At 74.3% G+C, this 21,667-nt stretch carries 22 protein-coding genes and 1 tRNA gene; 17 read left to right on the forward strand and 6 right to left on the reverse strand.

Annotation, left to right across the window (positions count from 1 at the left end; genetic code table 11):
- The first annotated feature begins 2 nt into the window (after positions 1-2).
- Positions 3-671, forward strand: a complete 669-nt coding sequence (locus tag OF852_RS00185; protein WP_271119803.1) for a MazG family protein — start codon at positions 3-5, stop codon at positions 669-671.
- On the opposite strand, the gene OF852_RS00190 is transcribed toward OF852_RS00185, so the two are convergent.
- From OF852_RS00190 to OF852_RS00200, 3 genes are all read right to left on the reverse strand, one after another.
- Positions 668-1,723: an ABC transporter permease gene (locus OF852_RS00190; RefSeq protein ID WP_271119804.1), complete on the reverse strand. Its 1,056-nt coding sequence runs from the start codon at positions 1,721-1,723 to the stop codon at positions 668-670. The two genes, OF852_RS00185 and OF852_RS00190, sit on opposite strands and share 4 nt — an antisense overlap.
- Positions 1,720-2,661 (reverse strand): ABC transporter ATP-binding protein, encoded by a 942-nt coding sequence (locus OF852_RS00195; RefSeq protein ID WP_271119805.1) that lies wholly within the window; start codon positions 2,659-2,661, stop codon positions 1,720-1,722. Before OF852_RS00195 ends, OF852_RS00190 begins: the two co-directional genes overlap by 4 nt.
- A gap of 64 nt (positions 2,662-2,725) precedes the next feature.
- Complete coding sequence (locus tag OF852_RS00200) at positions 2,726-3,298, reverse strand: CGNR zinc finger domain-containing protein (RefSeq protein ID WP_271119806.1); 573 nt, start codon at positions 3,296-3,298, stop codon at positions 2,726-2,728.
- Between the two features lie 77 nt (positions 3,299-3,375).
- On the opposite strand from OF852_RS00200, the gene OF852_RS00205 reads away from it, so the two are divergent.
- From OF852_RS00205 to OF852_RS00255, 11 genes are all read left to right on the forward strand, one after another.
- The gene (locus tag OF852_RS00205; protein ID WP_271119807.1) at positions 3,376-4,689 is read left to right on the forward strand and encodes an EamA family transporter; all 1,314 of its coding nucleotides are present in this window, start codon (positions 3,376-3,378) and stop codon (positions 4,687-4,689) included.
- Positions 4,686-5,651: an EamA family transporter gene (locus tag OF852_RS00210; protein ID WP_271119808.1), complete on the forward strand. Its 966-nt coding sequence runs from the start codon at positions 4,686-4,688 to the stop codon at positions 5,649-5,651. The genes OF852_RS00205 and OF852_RS00210 overlap by 4 nt, the downstream gene beginning before the upstream one ends.
- Positions 5,652-5,700: 49 nt before the next feature.
- Positions 5,701-6,984, forward strand: a complete 1,284-nt coding sequence (locus tag OF852_RS00215) for a histidine--tRNA ligase (protein ID WP_271121187.1) — start codon at positions 5,701-5,703, stop codon at positions 6,982-6,984.
- 34 nt (positions 6,985-7,018) lie between these two features.
- A complete protein-coding gene (locus OF852_RS00220) occupies positions 7,019-7,267 on the forward strand; it encodes a type II toxin-antitoxin system Phd/YefM family antitoxin (protein ID WP_271119809.1) in 249 nt (82 codons plus the stop codon).
- Complete coding sequence (locus OF852_RS00225) at positions 7,264-7,527, forward strand: Txe/YoeB family addiction module toxin (RefSeq protein WP_271119810.1); 264 nt, start codon at positions 7,264-7,266, stop codon at positions 7,525-7,527. Before OF852_RS00220 ends, OF852_RS00225 begins: the two co-directional genes overlap by 4 nt.
- An 82-nt stretch (positions 7,528-7,609) precedes the next feature.
- Positions 7,610-8,890, forward strand: coding sequence for a phosphopyruvate hydratase (eno, locus tag OF852_RS00230; protein WP_271119811.1), 1,281 nt, complete (start codon positions 7,610-7,612; stop codon positions 8,888-8,890).
- Positions 8,891-9,011: 121 nt separating this feature from the next.
- Positions 9,012-9,518: an FtsB family cell division protein gene (locus OF852_RS00235; protein WP_271119812.1), complete on the forward strand. Its 507-nt coding sequence runs from the start codon at positions 9,012-9,014 to the stop codon at positions 9,516-9,518.
- A complete protein-coding gene (locus tag OF852_RS00240; protein ID WP_271119813.1) occupies positions 9,515-10,030 on the forward strand; it encodes a DUF501 domain-containing protein in 516 nt (171 codons plus the stop codon). Before OF852_RS00235 ends, OF852_RS00240 begins: the two co-directional genes overlap by 4 nt.
- Complete coding sequence (locus OF852_RS00245) at positions 10,027-11,277, forward strand: S8 family serine peptidase (RefSeq protein ID WP_442908635.1); 1,251 nt, start codon at positions 10,027-10,029, stop codon at positions 11,275-11,277. The genes OF852_RS00240 and OF852_RS00245 overlap by 4 nt, the downstream gene beginning before the upstream one ends.
- A 37-nt stretch (positions 11,278-11,314) precedes the next feature.
- Positions 11,315-12,634: an NAD(P)/FAD-dependent oxidoreductase gene (locus OF852_RS00250; RefSeq protein WP_271119814.1), complete on the forward strand. Its 1,320-nt coding sequence runs from the start codon at positions 11,315-11,317 to the stop codon at positions 12,632-12,634.
- A gap of 419 nt (positions 12,635-13,053) precedes the next feature.
- Positions 13,054-13,127 (forward strand) — tRNA-Leu (locus OF852_RS00255).
- Between the two features lie 26 nt (positions 13,128-13,153).
- Here OF852_RS00255 and OF852_RS00260 read toward each other — a convergent pair.
- Both OF852_RS00260 and OF852_RS00265 read right to left on the reverse strand, forming a co-directional pair.
- A complete protein-coding gene (locus OF852_RS00260) occupies positions 13,154-13,648 on the reverse strand; it encodes an FBP domain-containing protein (RefSeq protein WP_271119815.1) in 495 nt (164 codons plus the stop codon).
- A 303-nt stretch (positions 13,649-13,951) separates the two neighbouring features.
- On the reverse strand, positions 13,952-16,135 hold the full coding sequence (locus tag OF852_RS00265) for a hypothetical protein (protein ID WP_271119816.1): 2,184 nt from the start codon (positions 16,133-16,135) through the stop codon (positions 13,952-13,954).
- 159 nt (positions 16,136-16,294) lie between these two features.
- Between OF852_RS00265 and OF852_RS00270 the strand changes: the two genes are divergently transcribed.
- Genes OF852_RS00270 through OF852_RS00280 form a run of 3 tightly spaced genes read left to right on the forward strand, consistent with a single transcriptional unit; the run spans position 16,295 to position 19,538 of the window.
- Positions 16,295-16,975, forward strand: a complete 681-nt coding sequence (locus tag OF852_RS00270; RefSeq protein ID WP_271119817.1) for a TetR/AcrR family transcriptional regulator — start codon at positions 16,295-16,297, stop codon at positions 16,973-16,975.
- Complete coding sequence (locus tag OF852_RS00275; protein WP_271119818.1) at positions 16,972-18,207, forward strand: alanine racemase; 1,236 nt, start codon at positions 16,972-16,974, stop codon at positions 18,205-18,207. The genes OF852_RS00270 and OF852_RS00275 overlap by 4 nt, the downstream gene beginning before the upstream one ends.
- Entirely contained in the window at positions 18,204-19,538 is a 1,335-nt protein-coding gene (locus tag OF852_RS00280) for a D-arabinono-1,4-lactone oxidase (protein ID WP_271119819.1), read from the forward strand. The genes OF852_RS00275 and OF852_RS00280 overlap by 4 nt, the downstream gene beginning before the upstream one ends.
- 40 nt (positions 19,539-19,578) lie before the next feature.
- Here the strand turns inward: OF852_RS00280 and OF852_RS00285 are convergent, their stop codons facing one another.
- The gene (locus tag OF852_RS00285) at positions 19,579-20,100 is read right to left on the reverse strand and encodes an adenine phosphoribosyltransferase (protein ID WP_271119820.1); all 522 of its coding nucleotides are present in this window, start codon (positions 20,098-20,100) and stop codon (positions 19,579-19,581) included.
- Between the two features lie 75 nt (positions 20,101-20,175).
- Here OF852_RS00285 and OF852_RS00290 point away from each other — a divergent pair, with 75 nt between their 5' ends.
- Both OF852_RS00290 and OF852_RS00295 read left to right on the forward strand, forming a co-directional pair.
- Positions 20,176-20,742, forward strand: a complete 567-nt coding sequence (locus tag OF852_RS00290; RefSeq protein ID WP_271119821.1) for a LemA family protein — start codon at positions 20,176-20,178, stop codon at positions 20,740-20,742.
- Positions 20,743-20,759: 17 nt separating this feature from the next.
- The gene (locus OF852_RS00295; protein WP_271119822.1) at positions 20,760-21,653 is read left to right on the forward strand and encodes a M48 family metalloprotease; all 894 of its coding nucleotides are present in this window, start codon (positions 20,760-20,762) and stop codon (positions 21,651-21,653) included.
- Positions 21,654-21,667 lie beyond the last annotated feature (14 nt).

The following is a 21,667-nucleotide window of genomic DNA, read 5'->3' on the forward strand; positions in this document are numbered from 1 at the left end:
GCATGAGCGCGCCCCGCCCCGCCCCGCACCCGCATCCCGAGCTCGACGAGCTCATCGCCACGCTCGCGCACCTCCGCGCGCCCGGCGGCTGCGCCTGGGATCGCGAGCAGACGCACGCGAGCCTCGTGCAGTACCTCACCGAGGAGGCCGGCGAGCTCACCGAGGCGATCGAGGAGGGCGGCGACGGGGAGCTCGTCGAGGAGCTCGGCGACGTGCTGTATCAGGTGCTCTTCCACGCCGACATCGCCGAGGAGGCCGGCCGCTTCACGATCGAGGACGTCGCCCGGCACTCGCGCGAGAAGATGATCGGCCGCCACCCGCACGTCTTCGGCGACGGCGCCGTCGTCGCCGACACGGCCGACGCGGTCGCCGCCAACTGGGAGCGGTGGAAGGCCGAGCAGAAGCCGGAGCGCACGAGCGTGCTCGACGGCATCCCCGCCGGCATGCCGGCGCTCGCGCTCGCCGACAAGACCCTCGGCCGCGCCGCGAAGGCAGGCGTCGAGGTCGAGCCGAAGGTCGGCACCGCGGCCGACGAGGCGACGCTCGGCCGCGAGCTGCTCGCCCTCGTGCAGGGTGCGCGGTCGAACGGCATGGATGCGGAGCGGGCGCTCCGCGGCGCGATCCGAGAGCTCCGCGAGGAGGTGCGGGCCGCCGAGGCGGCGGCCCGCTAGGCCACCCGGCTGCCGGCCGCGAGGCGCCTCGAGGGCGTCCGCGTCACCGCGATCGCGCCGCCGATGGCCGCCGCGCCCATGAGCACGTGGATGCCGAGCCCGACGAACCAGCTCGGCACGCTGCCCTCGATGACCTCGCGGCCGCTCGGCCCCTGGCGGTAGGTGTCGAGATCGCAGTCCACGTCCTCGGGCGCCGTCTCGAACAGCGGGGTCTGCAGCGAGCGCACCCCGAGCTTGATGTAGCCGAACAGGTCGTCGGGGGAGTCGTAGCCGTCGTAGTGCGTCGGCACGGCATCCGCGAGCACGACGTAGGGGTTCGCCGCGAGCATCCACCACACCATGTCGTAGCGGGGCACGGTGGACTCCTGCTCCTCGACGATGCAGGCGGGCTCCTCGTCGCTCATCTCGTCGATGCCCGTGTAGTCGGAGGTCTCGTACCGGTAGGTGTAGCTCGTCTGGATGGCGAGGCCCGCGAGCCCGAAGCCGATCAGCGAGCCGACGCTGAGCAGCGCCACCGCGAGGTAGGTGACGACGATCGAGAACAGCGGGCGGCGGAGCAGCCCGCTGAGTCCGACGCCGAGCGCGCTCACGACGCCCATCTCGATGAGCAGCACGAGGATCGAGACGAGCACCGTGTCCGCGCGGACCCCGCCGAAGGCGGAGGCGACGAGGAGGAACGGGATCGCGACCACGAGGAACGCGACCGAGGAGACCCAGGAGGCGGCGAGCTTGCCGAGCACGAGCTGCGTCGTCGAGACGAGCGTGACCTGCGTCGTCGCGAGCGTGCCCGCGTCCCGGTCGCCGTTGACGGCGTTGCCGCTGAGGGCGGGGCTCACGAGCGTCGCGAGGAGGAGGACGAAGTAGACGACGGCGGAGTAGATGCCGCCGCCGGCCTCCTCCGCCCAGGTGCCGAGGGATGCCGCGAGCACGAGCGTGACGACGCCGACGAGCACGAAGAACACCCCGAGCAGGATGTACCAGGCGACGCCGCGGACGCGCTGCCGCAGCTCGAGGGAGACGATGGCGCCGAATCCGGCGAGCCAGGCGCTCATGAGCCGGCCCCCTCTCGCCGGGTGGAGAGATCGAGGAAGGTGTGCTCGAGGTCGCCGACCGCGGGCGCGAAGGCGACGACCGGGACGCCGGCGCGCACGAGCGAGGCGAGCAGCTCGCTCGCGCCCTCGTCGCCGGCGACGGAGACGAGGAGGCCGGGGCCGTCGTCGCGGACGTCCGGCGCGGCGACGCCCGCCGCCTCGAGCGCCCCGCGGAGCGCCTCCGGCTGGCGCGATCGGACGCGCCATTCGCGGCGCACCGTCTTCGCGGCGGCGATGCGCTCCGCGCTCACGGTGACGCCCGCCTCCATGAAGACGGCGTCGTCGGCCATCTCGTCGAGCTCGGCGAGGACGTGGCTCGAGACGATGATGGTGCGCCCCTCGTCGGCGAGGCGGCGCATGAGGGTGCGCAGCGCGTGCCGGGCAGCCGGGTCGAGGCCGGATGCCGGCTCGTCGAGGAGCAGCACGCGCGGGTCGTGGACGAGCGCGCGGGCGAGGCTGAGCCGCTGCTTCTGCCCGCGCGAGAGCACCCGGCTGGGCTGCTCGGCGAGCGGCACGAGGTCGACGAGCTGCACGAGCTCGAGCGCCCTGGCCCGGGCGGCGGCGCGGTCGAGCCCGTAGAGGCGGCCGGTGAGCTCGAGGGAGGTGCGGACGCTCAGGGAGGCCCAGGATCCGAGCACGTCCGGCATCCAGCCCATGACCCGGCGGACCGCTCGCGGGTCGGCGACGGGGTCGGCGCCCTCGATGCGGATCTGACCGCGGTCGGGGGCGAGGAGGGAGGCGAGCATGAGCAGGAGCGTCGTCTTGCCGGAGCCGTTGGGCCCGATGAGCGCGGTCACACGCCCCGGCTCGGCGCGCAGCGACACGTCGCGGACGGCGTGGACGGGGCCGAAGGACCGGGCCGCGCCGGTCACCTCGACGCCCGGCGAGTGCTGGGTCATGTCGCGAGGCTAGCCGTCGGCGGCGCCGATGCGAGTCAGCCTCGCGAATGACCTTCCACGCGCGTCATCGCGCCGGCAGCTCGATCGCCGCCGTCTCGGCCGCGCGCTCGCGGAAGGCGGCCGCGTTCATGCGGTTCGAGCAGCGCACGCTGCAGTAGCGCTTGGAGTGGTTGCGGGTGGTGTCGACGAGCACGCCGCCGCAGTCGTCGGCCTCGCAGCGGCGGAGCCGGTCGAGCCCGCCCGCGCGCACGACCTCGCTGAGGGCCATCGCCGCCTCGACGAGGATGCGCTGGGCGAGCGGGGCGTCGTCGGCGGTCGCGTGCAGGTGCCAGCCGATGTCGTCGTGGTCGACGAGCTGGGGGACGGCGTTCGCCGCGCTCAGGACCTCGTTGATCTCGGCGACCGCGGCGGCCTCCTCGAGCTCCCAGTAGCGGGCGAGGCGGTCGCGCACCTCGACGACCTCCTCGAGCTCGGCGCGCGTGCGGTCGCGTCGCCCGGAGAAGCGGTTCTCGTCGAGGATCGCGTGCAGCTGGGGGACGAGCGAGAGCTCGTCCTCGCCGCTGGCGGAGGCCGCGGGGACGGTGTTCACGAGGTTCGCGACGAAACCCAGCGACTCATTCGTGTCATTGGCAAACATTCACTTGACCCCTGATGCTCTCGACCGTTAGCGTCATGACCGTCATCCAATCTAGCCTCTGACAGGAACTGCCGCCCATGATGTCCGCACAGGGTACCCCGCGCCGTGCCGCGCTCGGGGTCCCCCTCGCCGTCGCCTCCGCGCTCGCCTTCGGCCTCGGGGGCGCGTTCGCGAGCCCGCTGCTTGCCGCGGGATGGACGCCGGGGGGCGTCGCGCTCGTCCGCGTGTCGCTCGCGGCCCTCGTGCTCGCGGGGCCGGCGGCCCTCGCCATGCGCGGGCGCTGGGTCGTCCTCTGGCGGGCCCGCCGCCGCATCCTCGCCTACGCGGTCCTCGCGGTCGCGGGCACGCAGCTCGCCTTCTACGCCTCGATCGAGCGCATCCCGGTCGGCACGGCGCTGCTCGTGCAGTACCTCGCGCCCGTGCTCCTCATCGTCGTGGTCTGGGCGCGCAGCCGCCGCGCGCCGGCGCGGGTCGTGCTCGCGGGCTCCGGCCTCGCGGTCGCGGGCCTCGCGCTTGTCATCGGCCCCTCGGGCCTCGGCGGCTCGCTCGACCTCGTCGGGGTCGGCTTCTCGGCGCTCGCGATGATCGGCGTCGCCGTCTACTTCGTGCTCTCGGCGGTCCCCGGCGACGAGGTGCCGCCGGTCGCGCTCGCCGGCTCCGGCTTCGCGCTCGGTGCGCTCGTGATCGGGCTCGCCGGCGCGCTCGGGGCGCTGCCGATCCGGGTGCGGCTCGTCGAGGTGGAGCTCGGCGGCGCCCAGGTGCCGTGGATCCTCCCGCTCGCGCTGCTCGTGCTCGTCTCGACCGCGTTCTCCTATGTCTGCGGCATCACGACGGCCGGCCTCCTCGGCTCGCGCGCCGCGAGCTTCTTCGGCCTCCTCGAGGTCGTCTTCGCGACCCTCGCCGCCTGGCTGCTGCTCGGGCAGGCGATCGAGCAGGTCCAGATCCTCGGCACGGTGCTCGTCGTCGCGGGTGTCGTCGTCGTGAAGCTCGAGCGCGTGCAGCCGGTCGTCATCGCGACCATGCCGATCCCGGTCGTGGCAGTCGACGGCGGGCTCGCGACCGTGTCCTCCTCGTCGCTCGTCGACGACGAGTCCGCGGTCGAGGTGCCCGTCACGCTCGCGGTGCCGCTCGCGACGGCGCCCATCGACCTCATGTCCTTCCCGACGGCGCTCCCGACGCCGGTCCCCGCCGAGTCGCTCGCCGAGCCGGAGTCGGTCGCGATGCCGATGACGGTGCCGATCGAGATCATGGTCCCGGTCGACGTGATCGCGGACGCCGCGGTCGAGGAGGCGGCAGCGCTCGAGGGCACGCACGAGGAGCGGGCGCACGAGGAGCGGGCGCACGAGGAGCGCACGCACGAGGGCGGCGCGGATCGGATGCGGACGGCATGAGCGCGGGCGGGAGCCGGACGGCGGCGGGCCTCGTGCTCGCCCTCGTGTCGACCCTCGCCTTCGCGGTCTCGGGCGCCTTCGTCGCGCCGCTGCTCGAGACCGGCTGGACGCCGGCCGCCGCCGTCACGGCACGGGTGCTCGTCGCGGGCCTCGCCCTCGCGATCCCGGCCGCCGTCGCCCTCCGCGGCCGCTGGCGGCGACTCGCCCGCGCCTGGCGGCGGGTGCTCGCCTTCGGCCTCGTGCCGATCGCGCTCACCCAGCTCGCCTACTTCGCGGCGATCGACCGCATCCCGATCGGCACGGCGCTCCTCATCGAGTACCTCGCGCCCGTGCTGCTCGTCGCCCTCGCCTGGGTGCGCACGCGGCGCCGGCCCGCGCTCGTCGTCCTCGCCGGGTCGGTCGCGGCGATCGGCGGGCTCGCGCTCGTGATCGGCCCGGGCGGCGGTGCGCTCGACCTCCTGGGCCTCGCCTTCGCGGGCGTCGCCGCGGTGGGGCTCGCGGCCTACTTCCTGCTCGGCGCCATGCCCGACGGCGGCGTGCCGCCGGTCGCGCTCGCCGCCTCGGGGCTGCTCCTCGGCGGGCTCGTGCTCGCCCTGCTCGGCGCCGTCGGCATCCTGCCCCTCGCCTGGCACCTCGGCGAGGTGACGCTGCTCGGCGCGCAGGTCTCGTTCCTGGTGCCGCTGCTCGTCGTCGCCCTCATCGGCACCTCGCTCGCCTACGCGAGCGGGATCGCGGCCACCGCCCGCCTCGGATCGCGCCTCGCGAGCTTCGTCGGCCTGCTCGAGGTCGTCTTCGCGGTCGTCGTCGCGTGGCTGCTGCTGGGGCAGGTGCTCGCGCCGCTGCAGCTCGCGGGCGGCGCCCTCATCCTCGTCGGCATCGCGCTCGTGCGCGCCGAGCGGCCGGGCCCGGTCGAGCTGGAGCCGGCGACCGCCGACACGCTGGGGCGCCGCACCCGCTCCTGAGCCTGGAAGAATGGCCGCCGTGGTCAACCAGGTGAACCCGCCGCGCGGGATGCGCGACTTCCTCCCCGCCGAGAAGACCCGGCGCGAGCACGTGCTCGGCGTCATCCGCGGGGTCTACCGCGCGCACGGCTTCGACGAGATCGAGACGCCCGTCATGGAGGACGCGTCCCGCCTCCACGCCGGTCTCGGCGGCGACAACGAGAAGCTCGCCTTCGGGGTCCTCAAGCGCGGTCTCTCCCGGGAGGACCTGCAGTCGGCCGAGCAGGCGCTCGACCTCGCCGACCTCGGGCTCCGCTTCGACCTGACGGTGCCGCTGGCGCGCTTCTATGCGAGCCACCGGGCCGAGCTCCCGACGGTGTTCCGCGCCATCCAGATCGCGCCCGTGTGGCGCGCGGAGCGCCCCCAGAAGGGCCGCTACCGGCAGTTCATGCAGTGCGACATCGACATCATGGGGGAGGCCGGCCCGCTCGCCGAGGTCGAGCTGCTCGCGGCGACCCTCGACGCGCTCGACGCGCTCGGGCTCTCGGATGCCCGCATCCGCATCAACGACCGCCGCCTGCTGGTCGGGATGCTGCGCGGGTTCGGCTTCGCGGAGGACGAGCACGACAGCGTGCTCATCACGATCGACAAGCTCGACAAGATCCAGGCCGCCGGCGTCGTCGCGGAGCTGCGGGAGCGCGGCGCGACGGCGGCGGCCGTGAACCAGCTCGAGAACTTCCTGCGCCGCCCGCAGACGATGGAATATGTCGCCTTCGGCGAGCGGCAGATCCGCCGCGGGCTGCCCGGGGGCGCCGACGACCGGGTCGTCGCGGAGCTCGCCGCGATCGGCGAGGCGGTCGACGCCGCGCGCCTCGCGGCCGGCGCCGAGCCGCTCCCGGACGGCGCGAGCCTGCTCGAGTTCGACCCCTTCCTCGTGCGCGGCATGGGCTACTACACCGGCCCCATCTTCGAGGTCGCGCACCCGTCGGTCGGCTACTCGCTCGGCGGCGGCGGCCGCTACGACGGCATGATCGGCCGCTTCCTCGGCCAGGACGTCCCCGCCGCCGGCTTCTCGCTCGGCTTCGAGCGGCTCGTCGACCTCGTCGCACTCCGGGAGGGCGAGGCGCAGGATGCCGTGGCGATCGTCCACGACGCCGACGCCGCCCCGGCATCCCTCGCCGTGCTCAAGGCCTCGCTGCTCGCGCAGGGCGCCCGCGTGCGGCTCGCCCGCCGCACGAAGAACACGAAGCCGCTGCTCGACCAGCTCGCCGCGGAGGGCTTCACGCGCTTCGCCTTCGCGAGCGCCGAGACGACCCCCGAGACCCTGGAGCTCCGCCCGCTCGGCGCGTCATGAGTGGTACGATTTCTCGTACAACTTTGGAGGAATGATGGCCATCACCGCGAGCGAGGCCCGAGCCGATCTCTTCGGCCTCATCGAGCGCGTCAACCTCGACCACATCGAGGTCGAGATCACGTCGAAGCGCGGTGCCGCGGTCATCATGTCGAAGGACGAGTACGACGCGCTCATCGAGACCGCTCATCTGCTCCGATCGCCCGCCAACGCACGTCGACTGCTGCGCGCGCTCGACAGCGCACGGGCCGGCGCGGGCACCGAGCGCGAGCCGATCGAGGGATGACGCGCCGACTCGTCTGGGTCGACGAGGCCTGGGAGGACTACCTCCACTGGCAGGGGCAGGATCGGAAGACCCTCAAGCGGATCAACCTGCTCATCGCGGATGTCCGCCGCGGCGATCCCTTCGAGGGGATCGGCAAGCCGGAGCCGCTCAAGCACGCGCTCGCGGGAGCGTGGTCGCGGCGGATCGACGACGTCAACCGGCTCGTCTACATCGCGGATGCGGAGTCGGTCACGATCCTCCAGGCGCGATACCACTACTGAGCTCCGCCCGCTCGGCGCGTCATGACGCGCGAGTAGGCTGTGCGACGAACCACCACACCCCCTCTGACAAGGAGCACACACCGTGTCTGCAATCGAGGCCGTCCAGGCCCGCGAGATCCTCGACTCCCGAGGCAACCCGACCGTCGAGGTCGAGGTCCTCCTCGAGGACGGCACCGTCTCCCGCGCCGCCGTCCCCTCGGGTGCCTCGACCGGCGCCTTCGAGGCCTACGAGCTCCGCGACGGCGACCAGGACCGCTACCTCGGCAAGGGCGTCCGCAAGGCCGTCGCCGCCGTCGAGGACGAGCTCGGCCCGGCCATCGAGGGCCTCGAGGCCGACGACCAGCGCCTCGTCGACGCGACCCTCAAGGACGTCGACGGCACCGACAACAAGTCGAAGGTCGGCGCCAACGCCATCCTGGGCGTCTCGCTCGCCGTCGCGAAGGCGGCCGCCGAGTCGGCCGACCTCGAGCTCTTCCGCTACGTGGGCGGCCCCAACGCCCACACCCTGCCCGTCCCGATGATGAACATCATCAACGGCGGCGCGCACGCCGACAACGGCATCGACGTGCAGGAGTTCATGATCCTGCCGATCGGCGCCCCCACCTTCTCCGAGGCGCTCCGCTGGGGCGCCGAGGTGTACCACGCGCTCAAGAGCGAGCTCAAGAAGGCCGGCCACGCGACCGGCCTCGGCGACGAGGGCGGCTTCGCCCCCGACCTGCAGACCGGCCGCGAGGCGCTCGACTTCATCGTCGCCTCCATCGAGAAGGCGGGCTACACGCTCGGCGAGCAGATCGCGCTCGGCATGGACGTCGCCTCCACCGAGTTCTTCCAGGACGGCGTCTACACGTACGAGGGCCAGGAGCTCTCGGCCGCCGAGCTGACGGCGTACTACGAGTCGCTCGTCGCCGACTACCCTCTCGTCTCGATCGAGGACCCGCTGGCCGAGGACGACTGGGCCGGCTACGAGGCGCTCACCGCCTCGCTCGGCCAGAAGACGCAGATCGTCGGCGACGACCTCTTCGTCACGAACCCGAGCCGCCTCGCGGACGGCATCGAGAAGCGCGTCGGCAACTCGATCCTCGTGAAGGTCAACCAGATCGGCACGCTCACCGAGACGCTCGACGCCGTGTCGATGGCGCACCGCGCCGGCTACACCGCGATCCTGTCGCACCGCTCGGGCGAGACCGAGGACACGACGATCGCCGACCTCGCCGTCGCGACCGACTGCGGCCAGATCAAGACGGGCGCGCCCGCGCGCTCGGAGCGCGTCGCGAAGTACAACCAGCTGCTCCGCATCGAGGAGCTCCTCGGCGATGCCGCCGTGTACGCGGGCCGCTCGGCGTTCCCGCGCTTCAAGGGCTGATCCTCCCATGGGCGGACCCGCCTCCGGGCCGATCCGCCGCTCCGAGGTCCGGGCGCGCGCTGCTGAGCGGCGCGCCCCGGGACCTCGGCGTTTCCGGAGCCGCCTCCCGTAGCATCGTCGGGTGGCGAAGCGGGAGCGGACGGAGCGGGTGCCCGTCGCGATGGCGGCCGAGAGCCGCCCGATGGCCTGGCTCCGCGAGTTCCGCCTCTCGGGCTTCGCGCTCTCCGCGCTCCTCCTCATCGTCACCGCGCTCGTCGTCCTCGCACCGAGCCTCAAGACGCTCGTCGAGCAGCAGCAGCGCATCGCCCAGCTCCGCGCCGATGTCGAGGCGGCCGAGGCGGAGGTCGGCGAGCTCCAGGCGCAGGTCGACCGCTGGAGCGACCCCGCCTACATCGAGGCGCAGGCGCGCGACCGCCTGTACTACGTGTTCCCCGGCGATGTCAGCTACCTCGTGATCGGCTCCGGCGACGACGAGGCCTCGCTCGAGGAGCCCGAGATCAGCGACAAGATCCAGGCGACCCGCGTCGACTGGATGCGCGCCCTCGTCGGGTCGCTCTACACGGCGGGCCTCACGGACGCCGAGCCGGACGAGCTCGCCTCGCCCGTCCAGAAGGGGCAGACCCCGTGACCACCCCGCCCTTCGCCCCGCCCTCGGAGGCCGACCTCCGCGTCCTCACCGAGCAGCTGGGACGACCCGTGCGCGACGTCCTCGGCATCGCGGCGCGGTGCGCCTGCGGCAACCCGACCGTCGTCGCGACGGCGCCGCGGCTCTCGGGCGGCACCCCCTTCCCGACCCTCTACTACCTGTCGCACCCCGCCGCGACGGCCTCGGCATCCCGCCTCGAGGCCTCCGGGGTGATGCCCGAGCTCGCGGCGCTGCTGGAGGACGACGACACCGCGGCCGCCTACCTCGCTGCGCACGAGGCCTACCTCGCCGATCGGGCGCAGTACGGCGAGGTCGAGGAGATCGCCGGCATCTCCGCGGGCGGCATGCCGACCCGCGTGAAGTGCCTGCACGCCCTCATCGGCCACGCGCTCGCCGCGGGGCCGGGCGTCAACCCCATCGGCGACCTCGCGCTCGCGCGCGCCGACTGGTCGCCCGAGCAGTGCCGCTGCGCCGAGCCGGGCGCCGCGCCGTGAGCCCTCGGCGACGCCTCGCCCTCCTCGGGGGCGGCCTCGCCGCCGTGCTCGCCGCGACCCTCCTCCCGGCCGCCTCCGCGAGCGCCGACCAGGTCCGCGACCGCGAGTACTGGCTCGGCGAGTACGGCATCCGGGAGGCGTGGCAGACGACCCGCGGGGCCGGGGTCCGCATCGCGATCATCGACACCGGGGTCGCCGGCTCGCATCCCGACCTCCGCGGCGCGGTCGTCGACGGCGCGGACTTCTCGGGCCTCGGCGCGTCGGACGGGCAGCGCCCCGTGGGCTCCGAGGGCGCCGAGCACGGCACCATGGTCGGCTCGCTCGCGGCCGGCCGCGGACAGCCGGGCGACGCGGGCATCATCGGCTCGGCGCCCGAGGCGGAGCTGCTCGCCATCTCGATCGGCTTCGGCGAGGGGGATGCGGACTCCGACACCCAGATCGCGGAGGCGGTCCGGTGGGCGGTCGACCACGACGCCGACGTCATCAACATGTCGCTGACCCGCAACACGCGCGACTGGCCGGTGAGCTGGGACGAGGCCTTCCTCTACGCCGCCGAGCACGACGTCGTGGTGGTCGCGGCGGCCGGCAACCGGGGATCGGGCACCGTCGAGGTGGGCGCGCCTGCGACCATGCCGGGCGTGCTGACGGTCGGGGGCGTCGACGAGTCCGGTGCCGCGAGCTTCGACGCCTCCTCGCAGGGCATCACGATCGGCGTCTCGGCGCCGAGCGAGAACCTCGTCGGCGCGCTCCCCGACGGCGGCTACGCCCTCTGGGACGGCACGAGCGGCGCCACCCCGATCGTCGCGGGGATCGTGGCCCTCGTCCGCGCCGCGCACCCCGACCTCGATGCCGCCAACGTGATCCAGCGCGTCATCTCGACGGCGCGCGATGCGGGACCGGCAGGCCCCGACTTCACCTACGGCCACGGTCTCGTGGATGCGGGGGCGGCCGTGCGGGACGAGGTGCCCGCCGTGCGCGCGAACCCCATGGGGGACCTCGCCGAATGGGTGCGCCTCTACCGCCGTGCGGAGACGACGACGGGGGAGGACGTCCCGTCCGGGATCCTGCCCGTCGCGCCCGAGCAGCCGGGGCCGCCGTGGTCGCCGCTCGGGGTGCTGCTCCCGACCGTGCAGGACCTCCGACTCGCCGGGCCGCCCGCGCTCGTCCTGCTCGGCCTCGTCGGCGTCCTCGCGGCCGGAGCGGCCCTCGCCCGGCGCTGGTACCTGGCGGGTCGCCGCGCGCGGTAGCCTGGTCCCGACTTTTGTTCTGAGGAGACCCCCGAACGTGCGCAAGATCCTGATCGTCGGCGGCGGCTACGCCGGCTACTACACCGCCCTCAAGCTCGAGAAGCAGCTCCGCCGCGGCGAGGCCCAGGTCACCATGGTCGACCCGCTGCCGTACATGACCTACCAGCCCTTCCTCCCCGAGGTCGCGGCCGGCTCCATCGAGCCGCGGCACGCGGTGGTCCACCACCGTCGCCACCTCAAGAAGACCCGCGTCATCACGGCGAAGGTCACCGGGGTCGAGCACGCCGCCAAGGTCGCGACCATCACGCCCGAGGTCGGCGAGCCGTGGCAGGAGTCGTACGACACCATCGTCATGACGGCGGGTGCCGTCTCCCGCACCTTCCCGATCCCGGGCGTCGCGGACGAGGCCATCGGACTCAAGACGATCGAGGAGGCGACCGCGATCCGCGACCGCCTCACCCGCAACTTCGACCTCGCGTCGAACCTCCCCGCCGGGCCCGAGCGCGACCGCCTCCTGACGGTCGTCGTCGTCGGCGGCGGCTTCGCCGGCATCGAGGTCTTCGCCGAGCTCCGCAGCTTCGCGAGCTCGCTCGTCGCCTCCTACCCGACCCTCACGGTCGACGACACGCACTTCCACCTCATCGAGGCGATGGGCCGCATCATGCCCGAGGTGTCGCTCCCGACGAGCCACTGGGTGCTCAAGAACCTCGCCCAGCGCCAGGCGACCGTCCACCTCGACACGCAGCTCCAGAGCGCCGTCGACGGGAAGATCCAGCTGTCGACCGGCGAGAGCTTCGAGTCCGACCTCATCATCTGGACGGCCGGCGTCATGGCCAACCCCGTCCTCCGCAACACCGACCTCCCCACGGAGGAGCGCGGCCGCCTCCGCGTCGAGCCGACGCTGCGCGTCGTCGACGACGAGGGCGTCGTCGCGGACGCGTGGGGATGCGGCGATGTCGCGGCGACCCCCGACCTCTCGGGCGGCGGCGTCGGCGGCTTCGCGGTGCCGAACGCGCAGCACGCGGTCCGCATGGGCAAGCTCATGGCCAAGAACCTCGTGGCGGAGCTCCGCGGCGAGGAGCCCCGCGAGTACTTCCACAAGAACCTGGGCGCGGTCGCCGGGCTCGGCATCGGCATCGGCGTATTCCAGAAGGGCAAGCTCGCGGTCAAGGGCTTCCCCGCGTGGGTCATGCACCGCGGCTACCACGGCCTCGCGATGCCCATGTGGGAGCGCAAGATCCGCGTCTTCGGCGTCTGGATCCTCAACGTCCTGCTCCGCCGCGACCCGGTCGGCATCCCGGCGCGCGACACCCCGCGCCTCGCCTTCGAGACCTTCGCGTCGCGCCCCAAGTCGTAGCGCGCAGTGCACGCCTCGCGAGCCCCCGGCCACCGGCCGGGGGCTCGCGTCGTCCCGCCCTCACCTCCGCTCCCCCTTCCGAAATGCAGGATGCGCCGGCGCTGACGCCCGGGTGTGCCCCGTGAAGTCGGTGCCTCCGCGCGATTCGTCCTGCATTTCGGAAGGTCGGAAGAGGGGATGAGCGGATGAGTGGAAGGGGAGGCTCGCGTCGTCCCGCCGCGCCGCCCCCGCCCCTTCCCTTCCGAAATGCAGGACCCGCCCGCCCTGACGCCCGGGTGTGCCCCGTGAAGTCGGTGCCTCCGCGCGATTCGTCCTGCATTTCGGAAGAGGGGAAGAGGGGATGAGGGGAAGAGGGGATGAGCGGATGCGGGGGCGAGGGGAGGGGGCGGCGGGCGGCGGGCGCGGGATACTGGTGCCGCGCCCTCGTAGCCCAATCGGCAGAGGCAGCCGACTTAAAATCGGCTCAGTCCGGGTTCGAATCCCGGCGAGGGCACGGCGTCTCCGCGGCGCCGCGGCCGCCTATCGCGCCTCGCCGCGGAGCACGTTCCGCGCGAAGCGGCGCGCGTGCTCGCCGAGCGCCTCGATGCGGCGGTCGCGGGCGGCCTCCCGGTCGAAGCCCTCGTAGGCGAGCGGCGGCAGCCGGCGGACGTTCGCCGAGCACTCGAAGCCCGCGCAGATGAGCGTGCCGATCGTGTCGCCCTTGCGCCCCGCAGCGCCGGCGAGCCGCGCGCCGAAGAAGACGACGTCGTTCGGCAGCTGCACGTCCTCGCACCAGGAGCACTGCGCCCGCGCGATCGGCGCGGCCTCCGCCTGTCGGAGCTGGATGCCGAGCGCCGCGCCGTCGAGCTCGACGACGACGAAGCCCAGCTCGGGCCGCTTGGGGTCGCGCCAGCCGAGGTAGTCGAGGCGGTCCCAGCGCGTCTCGCCGGGCTCGGGGAGCCGGATGGCCTTGCGCTCCTTGAGGGAGGTGTTGACGAAGGACGCGCGGAGCTGCGCGTCGGTGAAGCTGATCATGGTGTGGCTGCTCTCGTGACGGTCGGCGGGATGCCGACGGGTCGGTATCGGATGCCGCGGCGGGCACGGTGCCGGACGGGCACGCTGCCGGGCGCGCGGATGCGGTCCGCGGCGGGCGTCGAGCTCGGGCTCGTGCGGGCCGCGGGAGAGCGGACTACCTGCGGTCGGCGCGAGGGGCGCCGACGACCTCCTGACGCCGCGCGGGCATCGAGAGCTGGTGGAGGGTCACCCGGGCGAGTGTACGCCGATCCCTCGCGCCTCGCACCGCGGCGGTGCGAGGGCGAGCGCGCGCGGCGGAGGGCGTCAGTCGACCCGATCGGGCGTCCGCGCGACGAGCGCCGGCTCGACGAAGTGCACCCACGCCCAGGTCCCGATGCTCACGGCGGCGGTGACGGCCGCCGCCACGACGAGCAGCAGCACCGGAAATCCGACGGCCGTCGTGAGCACCACGCCCGCGAGGGCGACGACCGGCACCGCGACGAGCGACCATGCGAGCGGCGACCAGGCGAAGAGGGCGCGACCCGGCAGCCCCGCGACCGGCAGGGCGAGCAGCACCGCGGAGCCGAAGCCGGCGATGCACACGGCCGCGAAGGTCTCGCCGAGCAGCAGTCCGACCGAGCCGCCGACGGATGCCGCGGCGTCGTGCGCGAGCCAGGCGGCGAGCGCGAGGATCGTGGTCCCGGCGATCTGCGCGAGCTGGACGATCGCGCGCGAGCGCGGCGTGCCCGCGACGAGCGCGGCGCCCGCGACGACGCCGATCAGGACGGGCGGCGAGATCCCGACGAGCCGGCTGAGCACCGCGGCAGCGGCCGCCGCGAGCAGGAACCCCGGCACGAGGCGCATCCGCACCGGCTCGCCGAGCGCGCGCCCCGCGAGGACCGCCGGGAGCAGGATGCCGAGGCCGTTGAGCATGACGAGCGCGGCGCCGACGGCGGTGAGCAGCCGGACATCCCGGGCGTCGCCGTGGAGGCCCGCGGCGAGCATCGTCGTGACGCCCGCGGCGGCGAGCGCGGCGAGGAGCAGCCCGCGTCGCGTCGAGCCGGAGACGCCGGCGCCGCCCGAGCCGCCCGAGCCGCCCGTCGCGACGCCGCCGGACGCCGCGACGACGGCGTGCGCGCCCGCGACGCCGTCCGCGGGCGAGCCGAGCCCGGTCACGGCGCGCGGCTGGTTCCGGCCGAAGAGGGCGGGAAGCCGCATCGGCTCTCGCCCGCGCAGCGCGCCGGCGAGCAGCCGGAGGGGCAGCGCGACGAGCCCGACGAAGAGGGCGGCGAGCAGAAGTCCCGCGATCGACGCGGGGTCGCGCAGGGCGGTCGCGACGGCGGGGAGGGCGCTGCCGAAGCCGGACGGCTCCGACCAGCGGCTCGTCCAGCCGTGCGGTGCGCCGGAGCCGGGAGCCGCCGTGTCCGCGCCGTCGCCGGAGTCGCCGCCGTCGCCTCCGTCGCCGGAGCCGCGTCCGGGCGAGCCCTCGCCGGATCCCGGGTCCTGGCTGTCGCCGTCGTCATCGCCGTCGGGCGTCTCCTCGGGGGAGGGCTTCGGGCTCGAGTCGGCGCGGAACACGAGCCGCAGGACCCTGCTCGGATTCGAGATGTTGCCGGCGGCATCCCGCTGGATCGCCTGCACGACGTAGCGTCCGGCGGCGATCGTGAGCGCCTCGCAGCGCCAGCTGAGGTCGGCGCGCACCTCGGCGGTGCACAGGCGCTGACCGCTGGCGAAGACGTCGAGGGTCGCCGCGCGCTCGCCGGTGCCGGCGAAGGCGGCACCGGCGACGGCGAGCTCCGCGCCCTCAGCGGGGGAGGTGATGACGGGCGCCGCGGGCGGCTCGCGGTCGACGACGATGCGGACCTCGGCACTCGGCGGGCTCGCCTCCGAGGGATCGTCGGGCGCGTACTGGACGACGGTCGCACGGTAGGCGCCGGCGGGCACGGAGAGCGGGCACGTCCAGGCGCCGTCGGCCTCGGCGGGCGGGCAGGACTCGGTGACGGCCGCGCCGCCGCGCTCGGGCCGCAGCGTCACGCGCACGCCCGCGTGCGGGACGGCGGTGCCGGTGACGATCCCGGATGTGAGGATCTCGCCAGGGCGGTCGAAGGCGGGCGCGCCGAGCACGCGGAGCGCGATGCGGAGCTCGACGGGGGCGGGCGCGGGGGTCGGCTCGGGCGCGGCGCTCGCGTCGCCCGGCTGCGAGACGGTCTCGAGCTGCGAGACGGTGAGCACGGTGCGTCCGTTCGGCAGCTGCAGCCGGCAGGCCCAGGTGCCGCCCCGGACGGTGGTGGAGCAGGTCTCGACCCCGCTGCCGCGGATCTCGATGCGGGCGCCCTCCGCCCCGGTGCCGGCGAGCGGCACGGCGGGCCCGGCGACGAACTGGTCGTCACGGTGCGAGGTCACCGCGAGGGCGGCGGCGGATGCGGGCGCGACCGGCAGGAGGGCCCCGCCCAGGGCGAGGAGGAGGGCGAGCAGGGCTGCGCCGGAGCCCGGCCCGAGACGTCCCACGCCGCGGGCGGCGCGCGTCCGCGGGCGCGACGAGGTGCCCCCCGGACGACGGTCCCGGGGGCGAATCGCCTCTTCCGCACGCGCTGGCACCGTGCCTCCATTGGAACCTCCGCCCGCCGGCATGTCAAACACCCGCGCCCTTGTCGCGAGGTCGCGAATGTGGGACAGTCGACCCACTTCGCGCGGCGGGAGCTGCCCGCGGCGGCCGAGGAGGGGGAGCCCATGGCGAGGATCGCACCGGCCGAGCGCCGGGAGGAGCTCACCCGGGCGGCGCTCGCCGTGTTCCTGCGCGACGGCATCCAGGGCGTCACGACGCGCGCCGTCGTTCAGGAGGCGGGCATGTCGCTCGCGAGCCTCCACTACGTCTTCGCCTCGCGTGACGAGCTGCTCCGGGCGCTCGTCGAGCAGGTCGTGCAGCGCGAGCGCGGGGCGGCGCTCGCCGGGCTGCCCGCCGCGCGCCCGCGTGCGGCCGCCGCCGAGCCCCTCGAGCTCGTCCGCGGGGCGCTCGCGGGGTTCCTCGACCTGGTGCGCGCCGACCCCGTGCGCGAGCAGGCCATGTTCGAGCTCACCCAGTACGCGCTCCGCGAGCCCGGGCTCCGCGACCTCCCGGCACTGCAGTACCGCCGGTACCACGAGACCGCGGAGGCCCTCATCACCGCCGCCGCCGAGGACGCGGGCGTCGTCTGGCGGATCCCCGCCGAGGAGCTGGCCCGCCTCGTGATCGCGCTGACCGACGGCGTGACGCTCGCCTGGCTCGCGACCCGCGACGACGAGGCGGCGGAGCGGCTGCTCGACCTCGCAGCGGCGGCGATCGCGGCGCACGCGGAGCCGCGGGCGTGAGCGCCATCCCGCTCCCGGCGCCCGCTCCGGGCGCGCCCGAGCCGTGGCGCCATCCCGAGACCTGGTGGCCGCGCCTCACCGCCGCGACCGCCGAGCTCGATCCCCCGCTCGCCGCGGTCGAGCTCGACGCCCTCGCCTGGAACGCGCACGATCTCCTCCGGCGCGCGGGCGGCGTGCCGATCCGCGTCGCCTCGAAGTCGGTGCGCTCCCGGGCGGTCGTCGATGCGGTCCTCGCCCTGCCGGGCTTCCGCGGCATCCTCGCGTACACGCTGCCGGAGGCGCTCTGGCTCGCGGAGTCGGCCGAGGATGTCGTGGTCGGCTACCCGAGCGCCGACCGCGCGGCGATCGCGCGCCTCGCGGCCGAGGCGCGGCTCGCCGCGCGCGTGACGATCATGATCGACGACGCCGCCCAGCTCGACCTCGTGGATGCCGTCGCGCCGCCGGCGCGGCGGGCGCCGATCCGGGTCGCGCTCGAGCTCGACGCCTCCTACCGCTCGCCCGTGCTCGGGCATGTCGGGGTCCGGCGCTCGCCGCTGCACGAGCCGGCGTCGCTCCTGGCACTCGCCCGCGAGATCGTCCGCCGGCCCGGCTTCGAGCTCGTCGGCCTCATGGCCTACGAGGCGCAGATCGCGGGCGTCGGGGATGCCGGCGGCCTGGGCGCGGCGCCGATCCGCGCGATGCAGCGCGCTTCGGCGGGCGAGCTCCGCGAGCGGCGCGGGGAGGCGGTGGCGCGGCTGCGCGAGCTCGCCGACCTCGAGTTCGTGAACGGCGGCGGCACGGGCTCGCTCGAGTCGACGGCGGCGGATCCGAGCGTCACCGAGCTCGCGGCCGGCTCCGGCCTCCTCGGCCCGCACCTCTTCGACACCTACCGCGGCTTCCAGCCGGCGCCCGCCGCCGCCTTCGCGCTCCCGGTCGTGCGGCGGCCGACCGCCGACATCGCGACCGTGCTGGGCGGCGGCTGGATCGCGTCCGGTCCCGCGGGCGACGACCGCCTCCCGCGCCCCGTCTGGCCGGAGGGGCTCCGGATGCTGCCCCGCGAGGGCGCGGGCGAGGTGCAGACCCCGCTGCGGGGCGCCGCGGCGCGGGATCTCGTGGTCGGCGACCGAGTCTGGTTCCGGCACACGAAAGCCGGTGAGCTCTCGGAGCACGTCGCCGCCTTCGTGCTCGTCCGGGACGGCGCGCTCGTCGGCGAGGTGCCGAGCTACCGGGGCGAAGGGCGGGCGTTCCTGTGACGCGGCGGGCACCCGGCGGCGCGGCCGGCGGCGCGACCTGGCGGAACTGGGCCGGCAACGTCGTGTCCCGCCCCGCCGCCGTGCTCCGCCCGCGCGCGGTCGAGGAGGTCCAGGCGGCGGTGCGCGGCGCCGCCTCGCGCGGCCTCCGCATCAAGGCGGTCGGCGCGGGCCACAGCTTCAGCGGGCTCGCCGCGACCGACGGCGTGCTCCTCTCCCTCGACGAGCTCTCCGGGCTCGTGCACGCGGATGCCGCCACCGGTCGGGTGCGCTTCCGGGCGGGGACGCGCCTCCACCGCATCCCCGCGCTCCTCGAGCCGTACGGCCTCGCGATGGCGAACCTCGGCGACATCGACCGGCAGAGCCTCGCGGGCGCGACGAGCACGGGCACGCACGGCACCGGGCTCCGCTTCGGGGGACTCGCGACGCAGGTCACGTCGGCGACGCTCGTGCTCGCCGACGGCGCGCTGCTCGAGGTCGGGCCGGACGAGAACGCCGAGCTGCTCCCGCTCGTCGCGCTCGGGCTCGGCGCGCTCGGCATCCTCGTCGAGCTCGAGATCCAGTGCGTGCCCGCCTTCCTCCTCCACGCCGTCGAGGGCCCGGAGCCGCTCGGCGGCGTGCTCGAGTCCTTCCGCGAGCGGACGGAGCAGGAGGACCACGTGGAGTTCTACTGGTGGCCGCACACCGACACCGCCATGGTGCGCACGAACACGCGCCTCCCCGGGGATGCGGTGCGGCGCCCCGAGGGACGCCTCGCCGCCTTCGCGGAGGAGCAGCTCCTCGCGAACGGCGCGCTCGCGCTGAAGTCGGCGCTGGGCCGTGCGCTGCCGGCGACGATCCCGGCGGTGAACCGCCTCGCGACCCGCGTCTACGGCAGCCGCGACCTCGTCGACCGCTCCCACGAGGTGTTCACGAGCCCGCGGCGGGTGCGCTTCCGCGAGCTCGAGATGGCGGTGCCGCGCGCAGCGGTGCCCGAGGCCGTGGCCGAGCTGCGGGCGCTCGTCGAGCGGCGCGGCTGGCGGCTCTCCTTCCCCGTCGAGGTGCGCGTCGCGGCTGCCGACCGGCTGTGGCTCTCGACCGCCTCGGGCCGCGAGAGCGGCTACATCGCGGTGCACCGCTACTGGGGCGAGCACTTCGAGGAGGTGCTGCGCGAGGCCGGCGCGGTGCTCCGCGCCTTCGACGGGCGCCCGCACTGGGGCAAGCTCCACTGGGAGGATGCGGCCTCGCTCCGGGCGCGCTACCCGCGCTTCGACGAGGCGGTCGCCGTGCGCGACCGGCTCGACCCCGAGCGGCGCTTCGCGAACTCGGAGCTCGAGCGCGTGCTCGGCCCCTGAGCGCTGCCGCCGTGCCCGGCGGTCGCCGCGCCGCGCGCGCTCAGACCTGCTGCAGGGCCGTGATCGGCACCTCGCCGAGCTTCGCCCGGCCCTCGAGCGCGACGAGCTCGATCGCGACGCCGATGCCGACGATCTCGGCCCCGGCCTCCCGCAGCAGCTCGAGGCCGGCCGCGAGCGTCCCGCCCGTCGCGAGGACGTCGTCGACGACCACGACCCGCATCCCCGGCCGGATGCGCGCCGGCGCGAGCTCGAGGCTCGCCTCGCCGTACTCGAGCCCGTAGTCGCGGCTGATGACGGGCGGCGGGGTCTTGCCCCCCTTGCGGATGAGGACCGTGCCATGCCCGGTCGCGACGGCGGCCGCGGTCGCGAGCACGAAGCCGCGCGCCTCGATGCCGACGATCGCCTCGACCTCGCCGAAGTCCGCCACGAGCGCCTCGGCGACCGCGCGGAGCGCCTCGGCGTCGGCGAACACGGGGGAGAGGTCGCGGAACAGGATGCCGGGCTGCGGCCAGTCGGGGAGCAGCTCGGTCAGGGTCTCGATGGCGTCGGTCGCGCGGGTCACCCCGGAATCCTCCCACCCCGGGCCTGCGTCCGGGTCGGCGGGACGCTCCCAGCGGGGCGCGAGTATGATTCAGGCATGGAGATCCTCATCGTCGTCGGCATCGTCGTGGTGCTCGCCGTCATCGTCGGCATCTACCTCTGGGCCACCTACAACTCGCTCGTGACGCTCAACGTCCGCGTCGACGAGGCCTGGAGCGACATCACGGTGCAGCTCAAGCGCCGCGCCGACCTCATCCCGAACCTCATCGACACGGTCAAGGGCTATGCGGCGCACGAGAAGCAGGTCTTCGAGAACGTGACGCAGGCGCGCGCGGAGACCGTGAACGCGGGCACCCCCGCCGAGGCCTCCGCCGCCGAGAACCACATGCAGCAGGCGCTGAAGTCGATCTTCGCGGTCGCCGAGGCGTACCCGCAGCTGCAGGCGAACCAGAACTTCCTCGCGCTGCAGGGCGAGCTCGTCGACACCGAGGACAAGATCCAGGCCTCGCGCCGCTTCTACAACGGCGGCGTCCGCGAGCTGAACACCAAGATCAAGATCTTCCCGAACACGCTCTTCGCCCGTCAGCTCGGCTTCACCGAGCGCGACTTCTTCGAGGTCGACGAGCCGGCGGCGATCGCCGAGCCGCCGCGCGTCCAGTTCTGACCTGACGCGGGCCGGGGATGTACAGCGCGATCGCGCGCAACAAGCGCAACACGGTGCTCATCATCGTGCTGTTCGTCGTCCTCATGGCGGGGCTCGCCTCGATCTTCAGCCTCGTCTACCAGGACTGGTCGATCACGGTCATCGTCTTCGTGATCGCGATCGGCTACGCGGTGTTCCAGTACTTCATGGCGACCCGCCAGACGCTCTCGATGGCGCACGCGCACGAGGTGCAGAAGCAGGACCACCCCCGGCTGTATCGGATCGTCGAGAACCTCGCGATCACCGAGGGCATGCCGATGCCGAAGGTCTACGTCATCGCGGATCCCGCGCCCAACGCCTTCGCGACCGGTCGGGACCCGGAGCACGCGGTCGTCGCCGCGACGACCGGCCTCCTCGAGCTCATGGACGATGCGGAGCTCGAGGGCGTCATGGCCCACGAGCTCGGCCACGTCAAGAACTACGACATCCGGGTCTCGCTCATCGTCTTCGGTCTCGTCGTCGCGATCGGCCTCATCGCCGACTTCTTCCTCCGCTTCCTGGTCTTCGGCGGGCGGGGGCGCTCGAACAACAGCAACGCCGGCCCGCTCATGATCGTGTTCCTCGTGATCGGCGTCGTGGCCGCCCTCGTCGCGCCGCTCGTCGCGGGCGCCGTGCAGGCGGCCGTCTCGCGCCAGCGCGAGTACCTCGCGGATGCCACGGGCGCCCTGACGACACGGCACCCCGAGGCGCTCGCGAGCGCGCTGCTCAAGCTGCAGACGTATGGCCGCCCCGTGACGCGCACGAACACCTCGATGTCGCACCTCTGGATCAGCGACCCGAACAAGCCCGGCTTCATGGCCCGACTGTTCTCGACGCATCCGCCCATCGAGGATCGCGTCGCCCGCCTCCGCGGCAGCCTCGACCGCTTCTAGCCGCTTCTGCGCTG

This window comes from Homoserinibacter sp. YIM 151385, assembly GCF_027912415.1.
Taxonomy (GTDB): domain Bacteria; phylum Actinomycetota; class Actinomycetes; order Actinomycetales; family Microbacteriaceae; genus Schumannella.